This window comes from Arcticibacterium sp. GJ41-1 (assembly GCF_055808875.1).
Genome location: NZ_CM147888.1, coordinates 4,836,681 through 4,858,101, shown reverse-complemented (window position 1 = coordinate 4,858,101; position 21,421 = coordinate 4,836,681). Strand labels below are relative to the sequence as shown.

Genomic DNA, 21,421 nt, shown 5'->3' with positions numbered 1-21,421 from the left:
TATTAACGTTCCTGCTCAAAAATCATTCTAAAGAACCTCGATTTCTGCCATTAAGGGAATGGTATATTTTCTTTTTGTTTCTAAATCAAGGCATAATGCTCTGGTTCGCCTTTTTTCTAGTCTTTGGAATTTACGTTTTTTGAAAACAAAAGATTGACCGTTAGGTATATTTTCTAAATAAACTACTTCAGATTGGTCTCCTTCATTAAAAGCCTTTATCGCTTTCATGAGTTTGGCGTCTCTTGTAGAGGAAGCCGGTGGGTTTTTCATGTGATCAGCCAAAGGCCTAAGAATTTCCATTGGGAAAACAGATTCGGTAAGTAAAGGAATCATAAGCTGCTGAAAATTTAACTTCCATTCTTTACCATGAGGAGCAGGTCTTTGCTTTATATTTTTCTGGTATTTAATAAAAACACGTTGATGTGCTACTTCGTGAATGTAAGTGATGAGGAAATTATAAGGGTTTAAGTCATGATTGACCGTGATGGTATGGTGCCCATTGTGAAATTTATAATTGCCTAAACAGCTGCTTCTAGTTTTGCTGATAGAAAAAGAAAAAGGATTTTCTTCCCAAAGGTCGGCACAGTATGCTAGTGCCGTCGCTGGAACTTTCTTGCTCAAAGCCTCACTAAAGATTTCCTTTGTCAAAACCGACTTCGGAGCCTTTTTGACGGTCGGTTTAGCTATTGTTTTTTTTCTTTTTATAAAATCAAACATTAATAATGCAATGTTATCAAGAAGCCTATGTCTCCTGTATGAAATATTTATAGCATCAAATTTAAGGTTCAAATTAGGATTGTTTGCCTTTTTTAGGAGTTCATTACTATCAAATAACTTAGATTTGTGCCGAATTTAAAAAGACCGAATGATAGAGCTCAAGATTTATAACACGCTTAATAGGAAAAAAGAAGTATTTACGCCCTTAACAGAGGGTTATGTGGGTATGTATGTTTGCGGACCTACTGTTTATAGCAATGCTCACTTGGGTAACGTTCGTACTTTTTTAACTTTTGACGTTTTATTCAGGTATTTGAGAAGCATTGGCTATAAAGTAAGGTATGTCAGAAATATAACTGATGTAGGGCACTTGGTAGGCGATGGTGACGAAGGCGAGGACAAGATTGGTAAAATGGCGAAGCTAGAGCAGCTGGAGCCTATGGAAGTGGTACAGCGTTACACCAATGATTTTCATGAGGTATTACAGCAATTTAACTTTTTACCTCCTAGTGTAGAGCCTACGGCAACTGGCCATTTGATAGAGCAAATAGAAGCAGTAAAAGATTTAATACAAAAGGGACTGGCGTATGAGTCAAACGGCTCTGTCTATTTTGATATTGATAAGTATAATGAGCAAGGCGGTAATTATGGTAAGCTCTCTGGAAGGATTCTGGAAGACTTACTAAATGAAACCAGAGTTTTGGACGGTCAGTCTGAAAAAAGGAATCCTTTAGATTTTGCTATTTGGAAGAATGCTTCACCAGAACATATCATGCAGTGGCCTAGCCCGTGGGGAATGGGTTTTCCAGGATGGCATCTGGAATGTAGCTGTATGAGTGCTAAATATTTGGGGAATCAATTTGATATTCACGGTGGTGGAATGGATTTGAAATTTCCACATCATGAGTGTGAGATAGCTCAAGGTACCAGCCTTACAGGCCAAGAACCAGTGAGATACTGGATGCATACTAATATGCTTACCGTAAACGGTCAAAAGATGTCAAAGTCTTTAGGTAATAGCTTTTTGCCAGCTCAGCTTTTTAAGGGTGAGCACGACTTGTTAGACCAGGCTTACAGCCCAATGACCGTAAGGTTTTTCATGCTTCAGTCGCAATACAGAAGTACGCTCGATTTTTCAAACGATGCTTTAAAAGGCTCTCAAAAAGCATTTAGGAGACTGCTTAATGGTTTTAGAATGATTAAGTCTATGTCTTTTGAAAGTGAAGATGTAGCGATTGACGAAAAGAAAAAAGCTATTGTAGAAGATGCTATTGAAGGTTTTTATACTGCTTTGGGTGACGACCTTAATACTGCGGTGGGTATAGCCCATTTATTTACCTTGCTGAAGTATATCAATATGATGTACATGAATCAGCTTCAATCTGCAGCACTAGGCGAAGAAACATTTAACAAGTTGAAAGCGAAATACCAGGAATTCTTTGAGGAAATCTTAGGCTTATCTGAAGAAGAAAACGGAACAGACACTTCTGTTCTTAACGGAATGTTAGAACTTTATAAAGAGTATAAAGCCAACAGGCAGTTTGATAAAGTAGACCAAATTAGAGCCTACTTTAAAGATAATGGGATGGTGATTAAAGACTTAAAGCACCGTATTGATTGGGCTTGGGAAGAGTGATTTAAATACTTCTCTTTTAATTGTATTTTTTAGCTCCAATAGGAGCGATATAGAGAGCAAGGGGTGAACCTCCTTGCTCTTATTGAATTAGCTTCCTTGCCTTATTCCTGCAGCTATCCAGTTAGCCATAGCCTGACGGTTGTTAGGAATAAGGAGCCTTCTTTGGTCAAACTCATTAGTAATATTTCCAAGTTCAATGTAAACGGCAGTGGGCTTGGTTTCATTTAACATCCATAATCCACGAGATTTTACTATCCCTTCATAGCCTCTGCTGCTCTGATGTTCGTCATACTTGTTTTTTACAGTATGGTAAATAGAGTTGGCTAGGTCTTTTCCAGAAGAGCTATACTCATTATGATAGAAAAATACGTCTACCTTTTTATCATGGTACCTAGAGTCCACATGAGTGATAATAGTTCTTTGTGTATGAAAACCTTTCGCTTTATTTTCATCGTAAAGTCTATTGATAATATCTGTTCGCTGACGTAATCTGGCCTTTTGGTTAAGTGGCATACTAGCACCTCCCCAAACCGTTTCGTCTTTATCTGGAGCAAGAATTTTCTCGTCTCTAATACCGTCGTTTTCGTCACGGGTAATCATGTAAACCCTTGCACCATGACCTATAAGATTTCTCGCTATTCTTAAACTTACATCATAGGCATATTCATCTTCACATAGCCAGTCTTCTCCTTTTTTTACCATAGCTCCTGGGTCTGGTCCGCCATGACCACTCACTATATAATAGGCGTGGTTTTTTAAGGTATTGTCTAAAATGGGTGTTTTGGCGTATTCTTTGCCAAAAATTGAATAATTGACGTATCTAATGACTGACTTTTCATTAGGTTTGTCATCGAAAGCAGAAAGGAATAAAAGGCATGATAATGCGACAGCTGCCGCCATTGTCTTTTTCATAGAAACATGTTTTATTAGAAAAGCAAGTCCAATTAAGGACTGTATATTGTAATCAAAGTTAATTAGATGAAAGCAACAATCAAAATTTTAAGTTTTATTCTGGCAGTTTCTTTTTTTAGTTCTTGTACATCGAATACTTCGGAAGAGACTAAATCAAGTGTAGAGGAGGTTCAAAAACTTAGTGTATTAGCCCCTGATTTTAAGTCAGATTTGGCTTATGAGAAGATAAAAGAGCAATTAGAGTTTGGCGTTAGGCTACCGAATACTCCGGGTCATAAGAAATGCGGTGATTGGATAGTAGAGACTATGAAGTCTTATGGTTTGGAAGTGACTGAGCAAGAATTTGAAGCGTTTTCCTTTAAAGGGAAGTCTTTAGAAGCTAGAAATATTATTGCCTCTTATAATCCTACAGCTAAGAAAAGAATTCTTTTGGCAGCACACTGGGATACCAGAGAAGTGGCCGACCAAGATGATGAAAGAAAAAATGAGCCAATTTTAGGTGCGAATGATGGTGCCAGTGGCGTGGCGATTTTATTACAGATTGCAGAAACTATTGCTCAGTCAGCCGATAAACCAAACATTGGTATTGATTATATATTTTTTGATGCAGAAGATGGCGGGAAACCAGAGTCCTTTGAGGGAAATGCTTTAAACGATTATGGCGGATATTTAATGGGTTCTGATTACTGGGCTAAAAATCCACATATTGAGAATTATACTGCTTTTTACGGCGTATTGTTTGACATGGTAGGAGCAAAGGGTGCAACTTTTTATAAAGACAAAATCTCAATGCGAGTAGCTCCGTCTGTGGTTAATAAAATATGGAATGTGGCCAGCTCTAAGGGTTACAGCTCTTTTTTCTTATCTCCAATTGGCGGCGATATCTTAGATGATCATATTCCTGTTATTCAACATAGAAATATTCCGATGATTGATATTATTGACCAAAAGTTAGGAGGTAATCAAACGTTTTTTGACCATTGGCACACCCATGATGATAACCTAGATGCTATTGATGTGAATACATTAGAAGCAGTAGGTGAAACCATGATGCAAACACTTTATGAAGAGAATGGCGTAATTCAGTAGGTAGATTTAAACATAAAAAAACGGGTCACTTAATTTCTTAAGGACCCGTTTTTTTATGTTCTTAAAAGATTATTTAATGTCAAAAGTTGTTTGACCAATTCTATATCCTTCAGAGTATAATTCTACTGTATAAGAACCAGAGTTATAAGCAGAACCGCTGTCATAAATGAACTCAACAGTTTGACCATCATTACTGAACATAACTGTTTGTTTAGCTGTATAAACTGTTTCTTTTCCACCAAATTTGAAAGTTCCAGAACCTGTAGCCATATCAGAAATAACAGCACCTGTTGGGTCCATTAATCTCATAAAGATGTTTTTGTTCTCTTTCTTAGTTAATGGGTTTTCAGCCAGTTTGAAAGCTACTTTGATTTTTTCAACTCGTTTTGCTTTAAACTCAGCACCATCTCTTTCTCTACCTCTAGAGTTAATAGCAGAAATAGCATAGTTCATAGGTCTTAAAGCAGAGGCTAAAGATACCTTTTCGCTCAATTCTGAGTTCTTAACATTAATAGCGTAAACAGAATCAGACAAAGCTGTTTTAGTATTTTGTAAAGCTGTATTGGTTTCTATCAATTCAGTTTTTTCTGAGATTAATGTTTCATTTTCATTAGTCAGAATTACGTTAGCTTCTCTTAGCTTGGCTATTTCGTTGTCTTTTTCTGTAAGTACTAGCTCGTAGTTTGAGATTTTGTCTTGATAATCTTTAAGGCTTACGTTTTTAGAGTAAATAAGGTTTCTCTTATCTTTTTCAAGCTGAGCTTTAAGAACTTGAAGTTCATCCACCTGGCCCCCTAAAGCTGAAATTTCAGCAATTTTGCTATCTAACTGAGTACCGATAGAGTCAAGTTTAGAGCTAGCAAGCATTAAGTCTCTATTCACTTCACTTACTTCTACAGTCTTGGCATCTACTTTTTGTCGTTCTTGAAAATAAAGGTAGCCCAACACTGCTGCTAGAGCTAATGCTACAATTAGACCAGCTTTTAGTCCTGAATTGTTGCTTTTTTCTGAATGTTCCATTTTTTTGATTATTTATTTGTCCATTTTTTTTAGGGAAAAGGAATGCAAAGATAAGCTTTTATTTACCATTGATAGTTTGATAATGATAGCTTCTAGTCGATGAATCAGTTTTTCTATGCGATGAAACGGCTATTTATTAAGGTTAAAAGTGCATTTCCACTACATTAACTGTACTTTAGGTTCAATATTATATCAACGAAAGTTTTTTTAAGAAAAATTTAAGAAAAGTGAAAACTGTATGGCTTTAATATCAAAAAAGAAGATACCTTATAAGATAAATCCTCCCCTAAGATCTTATTTGGAAAGGTATGGTAGAGAGCGAGAATTGCCCTTGAAATACAAAGATTTGCTACGCTTTGATAATAGGATTCCTCTTTTAGATAAAAACAATAATGACACACTGTGGGAAACGGTCTTTTATTCGCAGTCTGACCTGAGAGAAATTTATGAAAATCTAAAAGTCATTTATGCCGATTTAAAAACAGATGGAGACGAGTCTGTAATTCAGCATTTAGTGGTAGACAGGGTTGATACTTGTACCTATGCTAATACTTCACCTTTCAGAATTAGAATTATTAATAAGGTCAATGATAACTACGACTATTTCTATATAAAGAACGCTGATTCGTCTAGAGTTTATGGATTAGAATTAGAACACTTACTATCACCTAATGTTTTAAGTTATATTACATATGAAGATACTTTGGTGGAAGAGCATATTGCTGGCATTCCTGGAGATATCTTTATGGAGTTTCACCTAAACGACCTTAATCTTAATCCTATTAGACTAGCTAAGGAATTTATTAAGTTTAATGAGCGGTGTTTTGCTAGACTACTGGGAGATATGCACTCTGCCAATTTTGTTGTAATTATAACCCCCGACTTTGAAGACTTCCATTATAGAATTAGGGCTATTGATTTTGACCAACAATCTTATGAGGGGAGCAAGTCGGTTTACATGCCTCAGTATTTCAGAGAAAATAATGCGATAATAGAATTAGGTATTAAATACATGACACCTGAGTCTGTAAAACAATACCAAAAAGAAGAAAGAACCTTAATAGGAAACAGAATAAAATCTGAAAAAGAGCGGCTTAATAATCTAATGGCTGTTATGCGAGAAGACAATAATTATTTGCCAGAGAACTTAGTTAAAATAAAAAAGGAGCTAAACGAGCATCATAAAACCAAGATTTTTGCTAAATGCAAAAGCATGGCGGAGGTTTTGGAAACCAACTTAACGCTGTTAAGTACTTAAGTCTATTTTAAGAAAGACATAATCAAAAAGAACCAACCTAATATTAAAAGAGAGCCACCTATGGGTGCTACCGCACCAAAAGTTTTGATACCAGTAAAGCATATCAAATAAAGTGCTCCTGAAAATATTATAGTTCCTACTAAAAAGGAGTAACCAGCATAGTTGGTCCATTGGCTAGGGAATTCTTTGAAAAGTATTCCTGTCAAGACCAAAGCTAAGGCATGGTAAAATTGATATTTTACCGCTGTTTCAAAGGTCGCCATGTTTCCAGCTTTTTCTAAGGTTACTTTAAGTGCATGAGCACCAAAGGCTCCGACCATTACACCCAAAAGGCCTAAAATTGCTCCAAAAATCAAAAAAGTCTTATTCATAATCTTTTACCAAAAATTGCACTACCTACTCTTATTAATGTACTACCGTTTTTTACAGCCAGTGGCCAATCCCCACTCATTCCCATAGATAATTCTGTTAGAGGAAGTTCAGGGTTGTTGTTTTTTACTTCGTCAAAAAGGGTTTTTAATCCTTTAAATTCTGTTTCAATTTCGTTTTCGTCATCGGTCAAAGTACTCATTCCCATCAATCCTATAATACGAACATTGGGAAGTGTATCTAAGCCAGTTTTTAAAGCCTCTACAAGTTCATTTTTGTCAAAACCTGTTTTGGTAGATTCTTTCGCAATATGCACTTGAAGCAAGCAGTCAATCACACGGTCGTTCTTGAGAGCCTGCTTGTTAATTTCTTTAAGCAGTTTAAAAGAATCGACAGAATGGATAAGACTAACAAAAGGGGCAATGTATTTGACTTTGTTGCTTTGTAAATGACCAATCATGTGCCATTCAATGTCTTTTGGGAGCTCTTCTTGTTTTGAAACTAATTCTTGAACATAGTTTTCGCCAAACCTTTTAAAACCAGCATTGTAAGCCTCTAGTATTTTTTCATTGCCTTGCCTTTTAGACACAGCAATAAGGCGAGCCTGATTATCTAATTGACTTTCTATTTCTTTTATTTGACTAATTATTTGATTCATTAAGATAATAAGCTTTTTAAATCGGCAGGAGAATAATTTACACTCTTAAGAGTTTTGTGGTCACCTTCTCTGTAAACTAAAAATTTGTCGCCGTCTTTCTTGTAATAACTCTCAGTGCCCTTCTCTTTGTAATGCTTTTGGGTGGCTATAGCCTCTTCTTCAGAGTTGCAGGCTTTACTCATATTGGAGCGTTGCACCTCGTCAAAAAGAGCTTTAAACTTATCCCCCAAACCAAATTCTAAGATGGCTCCAGATAGCACATATTGAATATCGCAAAGTGCATCTGCTACCTCAACAAGATCATTGTTTTCAATGGCTTCTTTTAACTCATTTAGTTCTTCAGAAATTAGTTCTACCCTTAAATCACACCTTTTTTTTGCTGGAATAGCAGGTTTTTCAACTATCGGATGACGGAAGGTTTTATGGAATTCTGCTACTTGAGCGAGTGAATCTGGGGATTGCATTGCTATATTATTTGTTTAACGTGCCGTAAAATAAATTATCAAGACTTATGTCTTGCAAAGTTCTTGAAATTCGCCTAATATTGCTAAGAAAATATAAAGTCAATTAAATCTTAAAACTTTAAAAAAATTATGAACAAAATAGTTAGGCTTTTTAGCGTGCTGGCCTTAGCTTCCACAGTAGCTTTCGTGTCATGTAAAGGAGATACAGGAGATCAAGGTCCTATTGGCCCAGCTGGTCCTACTGGAGCTGCAGGTACAAATGGTACTGATGGTGTAGATGGTACAAACGGTACAGACGGTGTAGATGGTTTAGATGGTAATGCAAATGTTAAAAGCTTTTTAGCTACAGTTGCTGTTGCTGATTGGGCTAATGTTGAGCGTTCAGGAATTGGTTCAGGTACTACTAGTACTTGGGGTGGAGCTGCTGTATCTAGTGATTTAATTACTGCTGATAAAGCGGTTTTTGTGGCTTTAATTTCAGGTGAAGAAAAAATTTCATTGCCAGTTTCTTTATCTAAAGAAATTGATGGTTCTGTAGAATCTTTATTATTCTCATATAAAACTGGACAAGTAAGTTTATATTATAAGAACCAAACTCAACTTTTTGGTGGAAATGTTTCTTATAAACCACAAATGGATTTACAAGTTAAGGTAACGGTTGTTGAGGAAGTAGAAGTAGCTGCTCTTAAAGCTGCTGGAATTTCTCTTGATGATTATGATGCTGTAATGAGTTATCTTGGAAGATCGGTACAACTACCGACCCAATTATAATATATATCATTTCTTTTTTAATAGCCTTTTCAGTTTACTGAAAAGGCTATTTTATTATATAGTAGTGTGAAGGAAATATTTGCTCTTATTCTTTTTGTTTTTTCTATTTCTGTAGAAACCCTTGCTCAGTTTTCTGATGATGCGGCTAGCAAAGAGATTACTATGAATGGTTTAAATAAACTTTATAACCTAGAGTATAGAGAAGCTGAAAGAATATTTGAGCCGGTTTTGCAGAAATATAAGGAGCACCCGGTTTCTTTTTTAATTAGGGCAACTTTACTGCAGTATGAATTTGCCCTGATAGAGCAAAATGCTGTACATTTTAAAGAGTATATAAGCAATCTAGAGAAGTGCATTAAATTAGCCAATGAACAATATGATGCTGGAAAATATAAAACGGATGCTACATTTTATTTGCTAGCAGCCCATGGCAATATTAGTAGAGCATATCATTATAACAAAGATTACCTAAAAGCAGGATTAGAAGCAAAAAGAGCTTACTCCTATTTAAAAGAAGGTTATGGTTTGGCGAAAGAAAATAGTGAGTTTTATTTCACAAATGGACTTTACAGGTATTACAGAGTCCAATATCCAGAAACGCATCCTTCTATTAAGCCTATCATTTTCTTTTTTTCCGATGGTAATAAAACGCAAGGTTTGGCGGACTTAAGACGGGCTAGTAAGTCAAGTTTGTTTTCTAGAACGGAAGCCTCTTTCTTCTTGGCGGGTATTTGTCTGAAATATGAAAATTTCACTAAAGAAGCTGTTTCTATAATGAGAGACTTGCATGGGAAGTATCCCAAAAATCCAGATTTTCTTTTAAAGTATATTGAGGCTTTACTTGCAGATGGTCAATTAGAGTTATCCGCACAGAAGCTGAAGAAATTGGAAGTTTTCAAAGGAGCGGATTATGAAGTCGCTACTTTTGTGTTTAATGGAGAAATTAGTTTTCTTAAGCGAGATTTTGACAAAGCAAGTGTTTCTTTCCAAAAGGCTATTGCTCTAAAAAAAGAAGGTGTGGAAACGTCAGACTTAAAGAGCATGGCTCTCTGCCGCTTAGGTGAGATTGGTTTGGAAATTGGAGAAGATAAAAAGGCAAAAGAGTATTTTAAGCAATGTTTGAGTATAGCTGAATATTCAAGAATTATAAAAAAAGCGGAACTAGAATTGAAGAGATTATAATATGGAGAACATTTTAATAAAGAACGGGAAATTAGTTAATGAAGGGAAAACCTTCGAAGCTGATATTTTAATCAAAAACGGAAGGATTGATAAGATTGCGAATAGCATCTCTTCTGACGATTCTTATAAAATTATTGACGCCAGTGGTCAATATGTTTTACCTGGAGTAATAGACGACCAAGTTCACTTTAGAGAGCCGGGTTTAACGCAAAAGGCAAACATCTACACAGAGGCTAGGGCAGCAGTGGCCGGTGGCACTACCAGTTTTATGGAAATGCCTAATACCGTTCCCAATGCTTTAACGCAGGAGCTATTGCAAGACAAGTATGATATAGCTGAAAAAACCTCGTTGGCAAATTACTCCTTCTATATGGGAGCCTCTAATGATAATTATGAGGAAGTAATGAAAACGGACCTGAAGGCAATCTGCGGATTGAAAATTTTCATGGGAAGTTCTACGGGTAATATGTTGGTAGATAATGAAAACACGCTGGCTAAAGTATTCTCAAGTTTTCCTTCATTAATAGCAACACACTGTGAAGATGAGCAAACAGTAAGAAATAACTTTGAAAAGTTTAAAGCGGAGTATGAAAACAAAGAGATACCTTATGATATTCATGCTTTGATTAGAAACGAGGAGGGTTGTTACAAGTCTTCTTCTATGGCGGTTGATTTGGCTAAAAAGTATGGGACTAGGCTTCATATACTTCACATCTCTTCTTCTGAAGAAATTCCTTTGTTTGATAACACCTTGCCTTTAGCTGAGAAAAAAATAACTGCAGAGGTTTGCATACATCACCTTTGGTTTGATGCCGAAGACTATAAAGAAAAAGGCACAAAAATAAAATGCAACCCTGCCATTAAGCATGATCATAGAGAGAAACTTTTTCAGGCATTATTAGATGATAGGTTTGATGTTATAGCTACAGACCATGCTCCACACCAATGGGAAGAAAAGCAAAAGAGTTATTGGGAAGCACCTTCTGGTCTGCCATTGGTTCAGCATAGTTTACAAGCCATGTTAGATTTTAGAGCTCAAGGTAAAATTACCATAGAGCGAGTGGTAGAGAAAATGTGTCATGCACCTGCTGTTTGTTTTGAAGTGAAAGAGCGTGGATATTTAAGAGAAGGCTATTGGGCAGATATTGCCATAGTTGATGCAGATAAGCCATCATTAGTTACTAAAGAAGGTTTATATTATAAATGCGGTTGGTCTCCTTTTGAAGGACACACCTTTGGCTCATCGGTAAGTCATACCATAGTTTCGGGGCATTTAGCTTATGAAAATGGCATGTTCAATGAGGATAAAAAAGGAGAGCGTCTTAGCTTTAACAGATAAAAAAAAGCCCTTCGGTAAGAATTAGAACATTCTACATCGAAGGGCTTTTTTTATATGAATTGGGATCTTCTAAAAATTTTATTCAGAAGGGTTTTGTACAGGCTGCCATATTTTTCATAGCACCATTCTTTTAAGAGATTTACTTCTGTTGGAACAAGTTGCTTCATTCCTTTCATTAACTCTTTCTCAAACAATTTGCTGTCAAAACTTACCTTCTCCAATATCATTTTTATGTATTCTAACATTGACATAAGGATTAAAGGTTTTAGGTTACTTACAACATTAGTTAATAAACTGTCCAATAAATATACGTTATAATGAGCAAAATATCAAATTGATTTATCTCGTCATAGCTATACATTCATCGTCTTTATAACGCTTGAAATATCCTCCGTATTGTCAAAAAAGGAGACTAAACGCACTAAAACTTCTTCCATTACAGCATCTGGGCAGGATGCTCCACAGGTTAGTAATATTTTTACTTTTTCTTTTTCAGGGAAATAATCTTTCGATAATGTAACTTTTTTCGAGTGAAGGTCGAAGTGAGAGACTTCTGTTTTAGAAAGAAGACTCTTGTCAGATTGAATAAAATAAGTTTTATGTTTTGTCTCACATAGCTCTACCAGGTGAGAGGTGTTTGAGCTGTTATATCCTCCTACTACAATTGCTAAATCTGCGGTTTGGTCTATTAACGAATAGGTGGCATCTTGGTTGTCATTTGTAGCATAGCAAAGGGTATCTCTTGTATTTGCAAAATGCTCTTTCTCACTTTCGTTAGAAAGGTCAAAGTGCTTAATAATAACAGATTTTAAATACTCTGAAATTTCCTGTGTCTCAGAAGCGAGCATGGTGGTTTGATTAACTACACCAATTTTCTTAAGATCTTTTTTAGGGTCAAAACCTTCCGAGTACTGATTGGCAAAATCAGAATAGAAGTCTTCTGAATTTTTCTCACCCGTGATATAACCAGCTAATTTTTCCGCTTCTTTAATATCTTTTATAACTAAAGTTGGCGTTTTGGCATTACTATGAGAAAATGTTGCTCTAGTTTCTTCATGGTTCGGTTTTCCGTGCACAATCACGCTATAGCCTCTTTCACCAATTTGAGATGCCCTGTTCCATACTTTTTCCACAAAAGGGCAAGTGGTGTCAAAAGCATAAGGATTAATACCAATTTTATTTAATTGTTCCTGAATCTCAATGGTAGTTCCAAAAGCCGGGACTATTACAATGTCTTCTGTTGTTAATTCAGCCCAATCAACCAATTGATTTCCTTCGGTGTCCATCAAAAAGCGAACACCTCTAGATAGTAGGTCATTATTAACGTCTGGGTTATGAATCATTTCACTTAAAAGAAAGATTCGTTTATCCGGATTTTCGTTAAGGGTACGGTAGGCTATTTCAACAGCATTTTCTACACCATAACAGAAACCAAAGTGGCGTGCTATGTAAAACACTATAGGCCCAAAATCGAGCTTAGTAGGAGAGAAGTCTTTTTTTAATTTGTCTTTTACTCTTCTCTGCTCTTTGATAGAGCCAATTATTGTGCTTTTGTAAATTTCTGGTATATCAAACTTCTTCATAAAGGTTTGGAAAGTATATTTGAAAATCTTTGATGAATTATACTTTCATAACAAAAGTACTATTTATGAAAAGGAGACTTTCATAAAATTCTCTTTAAATTTGAGCTCATTTACCCATTTACGCATATTGAGTTTACTTAGACCCCTGGTCTTCCTAATCTTACTTTCACATTTTGTCGAGGCACAAAGTGGGTTCGTAACTTATGACGACGATTATTATCATAGAATAGAACGCTTGGAGGTCAAGTCGGGTAAGCTCGCAAATACCTTTCACGATAATGTTAAGCCTTTTGAAAGGAAGGACATTATTCAGTATTTAGATTCTCTTAACTTTTCAGACAGTAGTTTAACGTTTATCGACAAAGAAAACTTAAACTACCTACGTTCGGATAGTTGGGCTTACAATGCAGACACAGCTATAGGAAAGGGTAAGAAACCTTTTTGGAAACATTTTCTTAAGCATAAAGCTGATTTTTTTAGTGTAAAAAATGAGGATTTTAATATTCATGTCAATCCTATATTTCAATTTGGTGGAGGAAGTAATTCAGGAGATATTGAGACGGAACGTCAGTTTATTAACACTAGAGGTATAAGTGTTCACGGTACGGTCAATAAAAAGTTAGGCTTCTATACTTTCTTTACAGAAAATCAGGCGTCCACACCTTTTTATATTAAAGATTATCAAAGGCAAACAGGTGGGTTTCCTTACACGGGTTTTACTAAAATAATAAAACAGGATTCTATAAAGCTTGGCAGAGATTATATGCAGGCAATGGGATACTTTGTTTTTAAGCCTTCAAAGAATATAAAATTGCGTTTTGGACATTCTACTAATTTTATTGGTTCAGGAATTAGATCAATGATTTTGAGTGACTTTAGTGCCCCTTACCTTAACCTAATGGTTAATGTGAAAATGGGTAGGTTAGAGTATCAAACACTTATCGCGAGTATGAATAATACGCAGGTGGATGTAGGCGTGGCTACCCTGGAAGCAATCCCAACGAAATATATGGCATTCCACCATTTAAATGTCAATGTTACTAAGAGATTGAATATAGGGCTTTTTGAAACAGTAATGTTTGGAGAAAGAGCGTTTGACCTTAATTATTTGAATCCAGTTATCTTTTACAGATTTGTAGAGGGCTTGCGAGGGAGTAGAGATAACGCTATTGTAGGAGCCGACTTTAAATTTATTCTGGCCAAATCACTTTCTGTTTATGGGCAGTTTGTTTTAGACGAGTTTAACTCTGCTGAAAGCAAAGAGGAAGGTTGGTACGGAGAGAAGCATGCTGGTCAGTTAGGATTAAAGTATATAGACTTTTTGGGTTTGAAGCAGTTTGATGTTCAAGCTGAGTACAACTATGCAAGACCTTATACGTACAGTCATTTTAGTACTTATACCAATGCTGTTAATTATAATGTGCCACTAGCTCACCCTTTAGGGGCTAATTTTAAAGAATTTCTATTATTGGCTCGTTATCAGCCTATTCCTAAGTTATTTCTTAAAGCAACATGGATGAAAGCCATAAAAGGACTAGACATAGAAAAAGAAAACTGGGGAGGTGATATTTTAAGGAATTATAGAGAAGACAGGCCAGATGATTATGGGAACTTTATAGGGCAAGGTGTTGAACAAGACATCTCTTTGTTAAGGTTTGAAGCATCTTATATGCTAGGGCATAACTTCTTTTTGGACGTAGCGTATCAAAACAGATTAGAGTCATATCAAATATTGGATGATAAAAAGACTTCGCTTTTTAATTTTGGATTGCGATGGAATCTTTCCAATAGAAAACCTTTACTCTAAATAAGGATTTCGCATGATTTCCAAAGTGCTCAGCTTTGGGTTGAGTGTTTTAGTGGATATCGTTACTTTGAAAAAAGCAGCTCCTTTGCTTTTAAAAGCTTTTACGTAGTTCCCACGTTCTTTCATGGTTCGATAAATAGCAGTGTAGTTAAAACCATCTAGTTCCCATCCGTTAATTAATAAAGATTCTTTTACTGATTCAAATGCCAACGTAAGGTTAGAAAAGTAATTGAAAGTAGAGGGACTGCCTTTAATGACTACTAGATCATGCCTAAAGTTTACTTCCACTTGAATTATTTTCGATGTTCTCATTGCTTTTGAGGGGCTGCTTTCTGTTTTGTAAATATATTGAAAAATAGTATGATAATTTTTCAAGCTTGAAACATTTGGAAGGCCTTTGGCGTTTTAAGGACATGTTTGTTTTGCTGAACTAAGTAAAACTTTTAAGCACACTCCAGTTGTAAATTTTCAAAAGCGGAGAGTTTTTCGAGCCCGACCTAATACCAATTGAATATTAGAATTTGCGTTTTAAGCTATCTAATTTATTTAGACCACTTATAAATCTGTATACATCGGAACAGTAGGTACACTTGTGCCGTTATGTTAACGAAATAAAACAATACCATATGATTAGTGAAAAAATGGAGCAGATGCTCAATGACCAATATAATAAAGAAGTGTTTTCTGCACATCTTTACCTTTCTATGTGTTCTTACTTTTTGGATAGAGACTTAGACGGCTTTGCCAATTATTTCAGAATTCAAGCAAAGGAAGAGTTGCAGCACGCTGAAAAACAATTTGACTATGTGCATGAAGTAGATGGTAAAATTACTATTGGTGCTGTAGATGCTCCAGACAGTGAGTTTAAATCAATAATTGATTGTTTTGAACAAACATTGGCTCATGAGAAACTAGTTACTAAAAGTATTTATGGTTTGGTACGTCAAGCTTTAGATGAAGGAGACTTTGCAACGCATACTTTCCTTCAGTGGTTTATTACCGAGCAGGTAGAAGAAGAGGCAAGTGTTAAGGCTCTTTTGAAAAAACTAGAGATGATAGGTGATAATTCATCTGCACTATATCTTTTGAATGACGAATTGCTTAAACGAGTTTTGGTAGAAGAAGCTTAATAATAGCGTTATTAGATATTTAGAGGAGCCAATGGTTCCTCTTTTTTTATGTCTAAAATATTTAAACCTTATTTAGACTTAGTATAAATAAATTCATTAGATTTGTGCAATTAAATGCAAAACTGAATTGGAAAAGAACATACTTAACGTTTTTGACGAATCTACAGAGAACCAGAAAAACCCGTTCATATCAATGCCTTTTGATAATGAGTGTTGTGTTTTGAAGAAGTGTTGCAAGGCCTTTAAGAAGAAAGGTCGCCATTGCAAAAAATGTCCGAAGATTTAATTCGGTATTAACTCCGCCATTATTATTTAAATTAGTTCTTAATAAGCTTTGACTCTGAAATGGGAACTGCTAAATTTGAACTTTATTTATAATTGGTCTAATTATTAAGCAATTGCTTTGCAAGCGGCCTTAATTGTTCAAAATTTTGAAAAATATATTCTCAATCGGTCTCCTTTCTTTAGGTTTTCTATTGTCTTGTTCCAAAAGCACCGACCCGGAAGTGGTTGACACATTTGACCGAAAAGCATTTCTTGAAAATTATGCTGATTCCTTTATAATTCCCGGCTTTCAAACTTTATCCACACAAACCACCCTTTTAAATACCACCATCAATGACCTTAGTTTGACCTCTGACTTGAGTACAGCTAAGCAAAATTGGATGGTGGCTTATGATGCTTTCTTGAAAGTAACTTTATACAATTTTGGTCCAGCAGAAGAGCAAGTTCTCACCAAATCTTTGGTAGAAGAGGTGGCCACATTTCCAATAAATACACAAGCATTAAACACCGCTATTAATTCTGGAAACTTTCAGGTGTCTTCAGCAGCCAGAGATGTAAGAGGCTTTTTAGCATTAGAATATCTTTTATATAACGAAAGTGCCCGAGGTTCGGACAATTGGCTGGAAGCGGCAAAGGCCATTGCCAGTAACATTAACGAAAGAGTTTCGGGGGTAAATACTGGCTGGTCAGACTATAGGGATTCTTTTGTAAGTAATGATGGTACTTCGGCAGGAAGTTCAACTTCTGCCATGTATAATGAATTTCTAAAGAGTTTTGAAGCTTTGAAAAACTTTAAGCTCGGCTTGCCTTTAGGATTAAGGCCAGGGCAAACGGCCGCCCTTCCGGGGAATGTAGAAAGCCCATATTCTGCAAATAATTTAACTTTCTTAAAGACACACTTTCAAACCTTAAAGTCATTTTGGAATGGAAACTCAGGGCTGGGTTTTAAAAATTATTTACTGACTGTAGAAGGCGGAGAGGCATTGGTTAATAGTACCGAACTTCAAATAAAGGAGGTAGATACAGCATTTCTTAATGTCAGTGAGGCTGATTTTGAACCGAATAATTTAGACGGAAATCAAAATTTGATAAGCCTCCATACAGAATTACAAAAACTTACAAGATTTTTTAAGAGTGAGATGTCGTCATTGCTAGGTATCGCGATAACCTTTAGCAGTGGAGACGGAGATTGATTGATTGACAAAAAAACGTAAACTAAAGTAAAAATGAAAAAACTAATATTATCTACCTTCATCCTTTTTGCAGCCTTTGCCTGTGATGATGATTCGGAAACACCAGAACCAGCCGTAAACTTGCAGCAAGAGGTTTTAGACCAATACGCAGCTTTGGTATATGCCAATTATGATGATGCTTTGCAAACAGCAAAAACGCTTCAAACGGCTATTGACGCTTTCATTGCAGGACCAAGCGAAACTACAGTACAGGCAGCCAAAGATGCATGGATAGCCTCTAGAAACCCTTATGGTCAAACAGAGGCTTTTAGGTTTTATGGCGGACCTATTGATAATGAAAATGGCCCAGAAGGCTTGATTAACGGCTGGCCTTTAGATGAGAGCTACATTGACTATGTAGAAGGAAACACGGAGAGCGGAATTATTAACGACCCTGCCAATTTTCCAACACTTGACAAGCAAACACTTATGGATGCTAATGAGAATGGTGGAGAAACTAATTTGAGTACAGGTTATCACGCCATTGAGTTTTTATTATGGGGACAAGATTTTAATGAGAATGGCCCTGGAACAAGACCTTTTACTGATTACACTACTGCGGCTAATGCAGATAGAAGAGCCACTTATTTAAGTGTGGTAACAGAATTGTTAATTGAGAACTTAACAGAAGTAAGAGATGCATGGGCCTCTGGAGCCACTTACACTACTGCTTTCTTAGCAGGTGGCGAAACTTCATTGGCAAACGTATTAAGAGGAATTGGTGCATTAAGTAAAGGCGAATTAGCTGGGGAACGTATGACCGTAGCATTAGAAAACGGCGACCAAGAAGATGAGCACTCATGCTTTAGCGATAACACAAAAGCCGACATTGCTATGAATTTCAAAGGAATTGAAAATGTTTACAAAGGAACTTATACAAGCTCTATCGGCACAGTAACTAGTGGAACATCGCTTGCAGATTTATTAGGTGATGCTAGTTCAGCTAAAAATCAAGCGGTTTTAGATTTACTAAGCGAATCCGCTGCTAATATTGATGGTATTCCTGCTCCTTTTGATTCTGCTTTAAGAGCTGGTGACCCAAATGGTAAGATTGAAAGCTCTATTATTTCATTAAGAAAACTGAGCGACGCTATTGTGGATGCGGCTTTAGAACTAGGAATTCAGGTAAATGCTGAATTAGACTAAAATAAGTAATTTTGAACTTTATTAATGAGCAGGGGCTAAACGGTCCCTGCTTATAATGTTTTAAGATGACCAAACTTTCATATACTTCTCTACTTTTTTCGGCATTGATATGCTTAACACAATGCGACCCAAAGGATGATTTAGATCCTCAAGGAATGTATGAAGAAAATGAAGAATACTCCGGTGGAAATTTAACCACTTTTGATTTTGGAGAGAATGCTTTTGGGCATGCTGCACCAAACCTCGAATTTGAAGAAGAGAATGCTTTTGTGGTTGGTAATTCTTTTTTTAGGTCAAACTGGACCACTGCACCTGCCTCAGCTTCTGTAAGAGACGGTTTGGGACCGGTTTTTAATTCACGCTCATGCGGTGGCTGCCACCCCAAAGACGGAAGAGGTATTCCGCCGCTTACTTATGGAGAGCCCCTAAACGGTCTTCTTTTTAGACTTAGTGGAGCAAATGGGGCACCTGAAACCACTTACGGCGACCAACTTCAAGACAAAGCCATTTTAGGCAAACTACCAGAAGCTAAAGTAGCGGTTACTTATACAGAGATAAGTGGGAAATATACTGATGGTTCTTCTTATGCCTTAAGAAAACCAAATTATGAATTTACGGAATGGGGCTATGGTGCCATAGAAAGTGGTTTTCTTTTTTCGCCACGTGTAGGAAATCAACTAGTAGGAGTTGGGCTTTTAGAGGCCATTGAAAACGCTGACATTTTGGCAAAAGTAGATGAGCAAGATACTGATGGTGATGGAATAAGCGGTAAGGCCAATTATGTTTTTGATAATGTGAGTCAATCTACAAAGCTTGGTAAGTTTGGATGGAAATCGAATCAACCAAATTTACTGCAACAAACCGCAGGGGCTTTTAATGGAGATATTGGTATTACCAGTTCGGTTTTTATGAAAGACCATGTGACTGATGCTCAAACAGACTTAAAAGGTGTGATTAACGGAGGGGAGCCAGAGATTTCGGATAAGAACCTGAATGATGTGGTGTTTTACCTTCAAACATTAAGTGTACCTGCCAGAAGAAACGCGGAAGACCCAGAAGTGTTAAAAGGCAAGCTACTTTTCTCTCAATTAGAATGCAGTTCTTGCCATACACCTAAGTTTGTTACTGGAACTAGCCATGAAATACCAGCTTTAAGAGAACAAACCATCAGACCATATACAGATTTATTGCTACATGATATGGGTGCTAATTTGGCAGATGGTAGACCTGACTTTCTTGCCAATGGTAATGAATGGCGGACGCCACCTTTATGGGGCATAGGTTTGCTTCAAACAGTAAACGGTCATACTTTCCTTTTGCACGATGGCCGAGCTAGAAACATAGAAGAGGCTATCCTTTGGCATGGCGGTGAGGCAGAGAAGTCTAAAGAAAAATTCACTAATTTAAATGCTCAAGACAGAAGCCGATTACTGAAATTTTTAGACACCCTGTAAATGTTAGGTCGTTTGACCCATTTTCTATTTAAAGAAGTACCAATTTACCCATTGGTTACTTTCAGGATTATATTCGGTTTTTTGATGTTTATTTCCACGCTTAGGTTCATCTACCTTGGCTGGATTCCAGAGCATTTTATTGACACACATTTCCAGTTTAAGTATTATGGCTTTGAATGGGTAAGGCTATTGTCTCCTTTTTGGATGTATACTTTACACGCTATAATGCTATTCTCGGCTCTAGGGGTAATGCTTGGTTTTTTATATCGTATTTCGTCGATTTTGATGTTTTTGACGTTTACTTACACCGAGCTTATAGATTTAACCTATTATCTAAATCACTACTATTTTATTAGCCTGGTAAGTCTGCTTTTGATATTCATTCCAGCTCATAAAAATGTAAGCCTAGATGTTAAAATTTGGCCAAAACTAGCCTCAACTACAACCGCTTTTTGGCACATAGGTTTAATCAAGTTTCAGATTTTTGTGGTTTACTTTTTTGCAGGAATAGCTAAAATAAATCAGGACTGGCTTTTTAAGGCTCTTCCAATGAAAATCTGGCTTCCAGCCCATGACACTGTGCCTATTTTAGGAAATATTTTCAGTCATGAATGGGCACCTTACGCCTTTAGTTGGCTAGGGATGTTTTATGATACATTTATTGTCTTTTTTCTTCTTTTTAAACGAACAAGACCTTTCTCTTATATAGCCGTGGTTTTGTTCCATGCAGTGGTTGGTATTCTATTTCAAATCGGAGTTTTTCCAGTGGTTATGATTGGTGTCACGCTTATTTTCTTTTCCAGCGACTGGCATGAGCGTAAGTTTCGGAGCTTTGGTGATAGGCTAATCGCCAATAATTCTAACTCCATGAAGTCTGCTTTGTCAATATCAAAATCATTGATAATGGGGGTTTTGGCATTATATGTTTCATTTCAAATGTTGCTTCCATTAAGGTATTTGGCATATCCTGGTAATTTGTTTTGGACGGAAGAAGGCTATCGGTTTAGCTGGCGAGTTATGCTCATGGAGAAGGCAGGTACAGCCACTTTTTATGTGAAAGACAAAAGGACTGGAAGAGAAGGAATAGTGGACAATAGTGAGTTTTTAAATGCTCATCAGGAGAAACAAATGGCTTTTCAGCCAGATATGATATTGCAATACGCTCATTTTTTAGGGAAACATTATGAAAAAGAGGGCGTATTTGACCCCGAGGTTCGTGTCAAATCTTGGGTAACCTTGAATGCTCGACCAAGTCAATTGCTAATTAATCCTGAGGTGGATTTAATGAAGGTTGAAGATTCGTGGAAAACAAAAGATTGGATTTTGCCTTTAGTTGAGACTGAATAACTTCTATACTAAATGATTTAGA

General features: G+C 36.4%; 21 protein-coding genes. 12 read left to right on the top strand and 9 right to left on the bottom strand.

Annotated features, from left to right (window positions below):
• Positions 1 to 27: 27 nt before the first annotated feature.
• Positions 28 to 717, bottom strand: coding sequence for a SprT-like domain-containing protein (locus AC0L6O_RS20105; RefSeq protein ID WP_473304929.1), 690 nt, complete (start codon positions 715 to 717; stop codon positions 28 to 30).
• Between the two features lie 148 nt (positions 718 to 865).
• On the opposite strand from AC0L6O_RS20105, the gene cysS reads away from it, so the two are divergent.
• Positions 866 to 2,353, top strand: coding sequence for a cysteine--tRNA ligase (gene cysS / locus AC0L6O_RS20100; RefSeq protein WP_473304927.1), 1,488 nt, complete (start codon positions 866 to 868; stop codon positions 2,351 to 2,353).
• 87 nt (positions 2,354 to 2,440) lie between these two features.
• On the opposite strand, the gene AC0L6O_RS20095 is transcribed toward cysS, so the two are convergent.
• Positions 2,441 to 3,265 (bottom strand): N-acetylmuramoyl-L-alanine amidase family protein, encoded by an 825-nt coding sequence (locus tag AC0L6O_RS20095; protein ID WP_473304926.1) that lies wholly within the window; start codon positions 3,263 to 3,265, stop codon positions 2,441 to 2,443.
• Between the two features lie 66 nt (positions 3,266 to 3,331).
• Between AC0L6O_RS20095 and AC0L6O_RS20090 the strand changes: the two genes are divergently transcribed.
• Complete coding sequence (locus AC0L6O_RS20090) at positions 3,332 to 4,354, top strand: M28 family peptidase (RefSeq protein WP_473304924.1); 1,023 nt, start codon at positions 3,332 to 3,334, stop codon at positions 4,352 to 4,354.
• 69 nt (positions 4,355 to 4,423) lie between these two features.
• Here the strand turns inward: AC0L6O_RS20090 and AC0L6O_RS20085 are convergent, their stop codons facing one another.
• Entirely contained in the window at positions 4,424 to 5,374 is a 951-nt protein-coding gene (locus AC0L6O_RS20085; protein WP_473304923.1) for a hypothetical protein, read from the bottom strand.
• A 238-nt stretch (positions 5,375 to 5,612) separates the two neighbouring features.
• Between AC0L6O_RS20085 and AC0L6O_RS20080 the strand changes: the two genes are divergently transcribed.
• Positions 5,613 to 6,632, top strand: coding sequence for a hypothetical protein (locus AC0L6O_RS20080; RefSeq protein ID WP_473304921.1), 1,020 nt, complete (start codon positions 5,613 to 5,615; stop codon positions 6,630 to 6,632).
• 2 nt (positions 6,633 to 6,634) lie between these two features.
• Here AC0L6O_RS20080 and AC0L6O_RS20075 read toward each other — a convergent pair whose 3' ends face one another.
• The 3 genes from AC0L6O_RS20075 to AC0L6O_RS20065 are packed head-to-tail and all read right to left on the bottom strand — an operon-like array spanning position 6,635 to position 8,123.
• On the bottom strand, positions 6,635 to 7,003 hold the full coding sequence (locus AC0L6O_RS20075) for a DUF423 domain-containing protein (RefSeq protein WP_473304919.1): 369 nt from the start codon (positions 7,001 to 7,003) through the stop codon (positions 6,635 to 6,637).
• Entirely contained in the window at positions 7,000 to 7,659 is a 660-nt protein-coding gene (locus AC0L6O_RS20070; RefSeq protein WP_473304918.1) for a YggS family pyridoxal phosphate-dependent enzyme, read from the bottom strand. Before AC0L6O_RS20070 ends, AC0L6O_RS20075 begins: the two co-directional genes overlap by 4 nt.
• Complete coding sequence (locus tag AC0L6O_RS20065) at positions 7,659 to 8,123, bottom strand: pyrophosphohydrolase domain-containing protein (protein ID WP_473304917.1); 465 nt, start codon at positions 8,121 to 8,123, stop codon at positions 7,659 to 7,661. The genes AC0L6O_RS20070 and AC0L6O_RS20065 overlap by 1 nt, the downstream gene beginning before the upstream one ends.
• 129 nt (positions 8,124 to 8,252) lie before the next feature.
• Here AC0L6O_RS20065 and AC0L6O_RS20060 point away from each other — a divergent pair, with 129 nt between their 5' ends.
• From AC0L6O_RS20060 to AC0L6O_RS20050, 3 genes are all read left to right on the top strand, one after another.
• Positions 8,253 to 8,894, top strand: a complete 642-nt coding sequence (locus tag AC0L6O_RS20060) for a hypothetical protein (protein ID WP_473304915.1) — start codon at positions 8,253 to 8,255, stop codon at positions 8,892 to 8,894.
• Between the two features lie 66 nt (positions 8,895 to 8,960).
• Positions 8,961 to 10,076, top strand: a complete 1,116-nt coding sequence (locus AC0L6O_RS20055; RefSeq protein WP_473304913.1) for a tetratricopeptide repeat protein — start codon at positions 8,961 to 8,963, stop codon at positions 10,074 to 10,076.
• A gap of 1 nt (position 10,077) precedes the next feature.
• Positions 10,078 to 11,415, top strand: a complete 1,338-nt coding sequence (locus AC0L6O_RS20050) for a dihydroorotase (RefSeq protein ID WP_473304911.1) — start codon at positions 10,078 to 10,080, stop codon at positions 11,413 to 11,415.
• Between the two features lie 50 nt (positions 11,416 to 11,465).
• On the opposite strand, the gene AC0L6O_RS20045 is transcribed toward AC0L6O_RS20050, so the two are convergent.
• Both AC0L6O_RS20045 and AC0L6O_RS20040 read right to left on the bottom strand, forming a co-directional pair.
• The gene (locus AC0L6O_RS20045) at positions 11,466 to 11,660 is read right to left on the bottom strand and encodes a hypothetical protein (RefSeq protein ID WP_473304910.1); all 195 of its coding nucleotides are present in this window, start codon (positions 11,658 to 11,660) and stop codon (positions 11,466 to 11,468) included.
• Between the two features lie 108 nt (positions 11,661 to 11,768).
• Positions 11,769 to 12,998, bottom strand: coding sequence for a 4-hydroxy-3-methylbut-2-enyl diphosphate reductase (locus AC0L6O_RS20040; protein WP_473304909.1), 1,230 nt, complete (start codon positions 12,996 to 12,998; stop codon positions 11,769 to 11,771).
• Positions 12,999 to 13,233: 235 nt separating this feature from the next.
• Here AC0L6O_RS20040 and AC0L6O_RS20035 point away from each other — a divergent pair, with 235 nt between their 5' ends.
• Complete coding sequence (locus AC0L6O_RS20035; RefSeq protein WP_473304907.1) at positions 13,234 to 14,805, top strand: capsule assembly Wzi family protein; 1,572 nt, start codon at positions 13,234 to 13,236, stop codon at positions 14,803 to 14,805.
• Here the strand turns inward: AC0L6O_RS20035 and AC0L6O_RS20030 are convergent.
• Complete coding sequence (locus tag AC0L6O_RS20030) at positions 14,797 to 15,117, bottom strand: hypothetical protein (RefSeq protein ID WP_473304906.1); 321 nt, start codon at positions 15,115 to 15,117, stop codon at positions 14,797 to 14,799. The two genes, AC0L6O_RS20035 and AC0L6O_RS20030, sit on opposite strands and share 9 nt — an antisense overlap.
• Before the next feature lie 314 nt (positions 15,118 to 15,431).
• Between AC0L6O_RS20030 and AC0L6O_RS20025 the strand changes: the two genes are divergently transcribed.
• The 5 genes from AC0L6O_RS20025 (at position 15,432) to AC0L6O_RS20005 (ending at position 21,399) form a co-directional block, all read left to right on the top strand.
• A complete protein-coding gene (locus AC0L6O_RS20025) occupies positions 15,432 to 15,935 on the top strand; it encodes a ferritin (RefSeq protein ID WP_473304904.1) in 504 nt (167 codons plus the stop codon).
• Between the two features lie 431 nt (positions 15,936 to 16,366).
• Positions 16,367 to 17,413 (top strand): imelysin family protein, encoded by a 1,047-nt coding sequence (locus tag AC0L6O_RS20020; RefSeq protein WP_473304902.1) that lies wholly within the window; start codon positions 16,367 to 16,369, stop codon positions 17,411 to 17,413.
• Positions 17,414 to 17,446: 33 nt separating this feature from the next.
• Positions 17,447 to 18,598 carry an imelysin family protein gene (locus tag AC0L6O_RS20015; RefSeq protein WP_473304900.1) on the top strand — a complete coding sequence of 384 codons (1,152 nt, stop codon included), beginning with the start codon at positions 17,447 to 17,449 and terminating at the stop codon, positions 18,596 to 18,598.
• A 65-nt stretch (positions 18,599 to 18,663) separates the two neighbouring features.
• Complete coding sequence (locus AC0L6O_RS20010; RefSeq protein ID WP_473304898.1) at positions 18,664 to 20,052, top strand: di-heme oxidoreductase family protein; 1,389 nt, start codon at positions 18,664 to 18,666, stop codon at positions 20,050 to 20,052.
• Positions 20,053 to 21,399 (top strand): HTTM domain-containing protein, encoded by a 1,347-nt coding sequence (locus tag AC0L6O_RS20005; protein ID WP_473304896.1) that lies wholly within the window; start codon positions 20,053 to 20,055, stop codon positions 21,397 to 21,399.
• Positions 21,400 to 21,421: the final 22 nt, after the last annotated feature.

Coding starts and splice junctions, on each gene's coding strand:
- AC0L6O_RS20105 (WP_473304929.1), bottom strand. CDS start 717: ATGTTTGATTTTATAAAAAGAAAAAAAACAATAGCTAAACCGACCGTC.
- cysS (WP_473304927.1), top strand. CDS start 866: ATGATAGAGCTCAAGATTTATAACACGCTTAATAGGAAAAAAGAAGTA.
- AC0L6O_RS20095 (WP_473304926.1), bottom strand. CDS start 3,265: ATGAAAAAGACAATGGCGGCAGCTGTCGCATTATCATGCCTTTTATTC.
- AC0L6O_RS20090 (WP_473304924.1), top strand. CDS start 3,332: ATGAAAGCAACAATCAAAATTTTAAGTTTTATTCTGGCAGTTTCTTTT.
- AC0L6O_RS20085 (WP_473304923.1), bottom strand. CDS start 5,374: ATGGAACATTCAGAAAAAAGCAACAATTCAGGACTAAAAGCTGGTCTA.
- AC0L6O_RS20080 (WP_473304921.1), top strand. CDS start 5,613: ATGGCTTTAATATCAAAAAAGAAGATACCTTATAAGATAAATCCTCCC.
- AC0L6O_RS20075 (WP_473304919.1), bottom strand. CDS start 7,003: ATGAATAAGACTTTTTTGATTTTTGGAGCAATTTTAGGCCTTTTGGGT.
- AC0L6O_RS20070 (WP_473304918.1), bottom strand. CDS start 7,659: ATGAATCAAATAATTAGTCAAATAAAAGAAATAGAAAGTCAATTAGAT.
- AC0L6O_RS20065 (WP_473304917.1), bottom strand. CDS start 8,123: ATGCAATCCCCAGATTCACTCGCTCAAGTAGCAGAATTCCATAAAACC.
- AC0L6O_RS20060 (WP_473304915.1), top strand. CDS start 8,253: ATGAACAAAATAGTTAGGCTTTTTAGCGTGCTGGCCTTAGCTTCCACA.
- AC0L6O_RS20050 (WP_473304911.1), top strand. CDS start 10,078: ATGGAGAACATTTTAATAAAGAACGGGAAATTAGTTAATGAAGGGAAA.
- AC0L6O_RS20045 (WP_473304910.1), bottom strand. CDS start 11,660: ATGTTAGAATACATAAAAATGATATTGGAGAAGGTAAGTTTTGACAGC.
- AC0L6O_RS20040 (WP_473304909.1), bottom strand. CDS start 12,998: ATGAAGAAGTTTGATATACCAGAAATTTACAAAAGCACAATAATTGGC.
- AC0L6O_RS20030 (WP_473304906.1), bottom strand. CDS start 15,117: ATGAGAACATCGAAAATAATTCAAGTGGAAGTAAACTTTAGGCATGAT.
- AC0L6O_RS20025 (WP_473304904.1), top strand. CDS start 15,432: ATGATTAGTGAAAAAATGGAGCAGATGCTCAATGACCAATATAATAAA.
- AC0L6O_RS20015 (WP_473304900.1), top strand. CDS start 17,447: ATGAAAAAACTAATATTATCTACCTTCATCCTTTTTGCAGCCTTTGCC.
- AC0L6O_RS20010 (WP_473304898.1), top strand. CDS start 18,664: ATGACCAAACTTTCATATACTTCTCTACTTTTTTCGGCATTGATATGC.
- AC0L6O_RS20005 (WP_473304896.1), top strand. CDS start 20,053: ATGTTAGGTCGTTTGACCCATTTTCTATTTAAAGAAGTACCAATTTAC.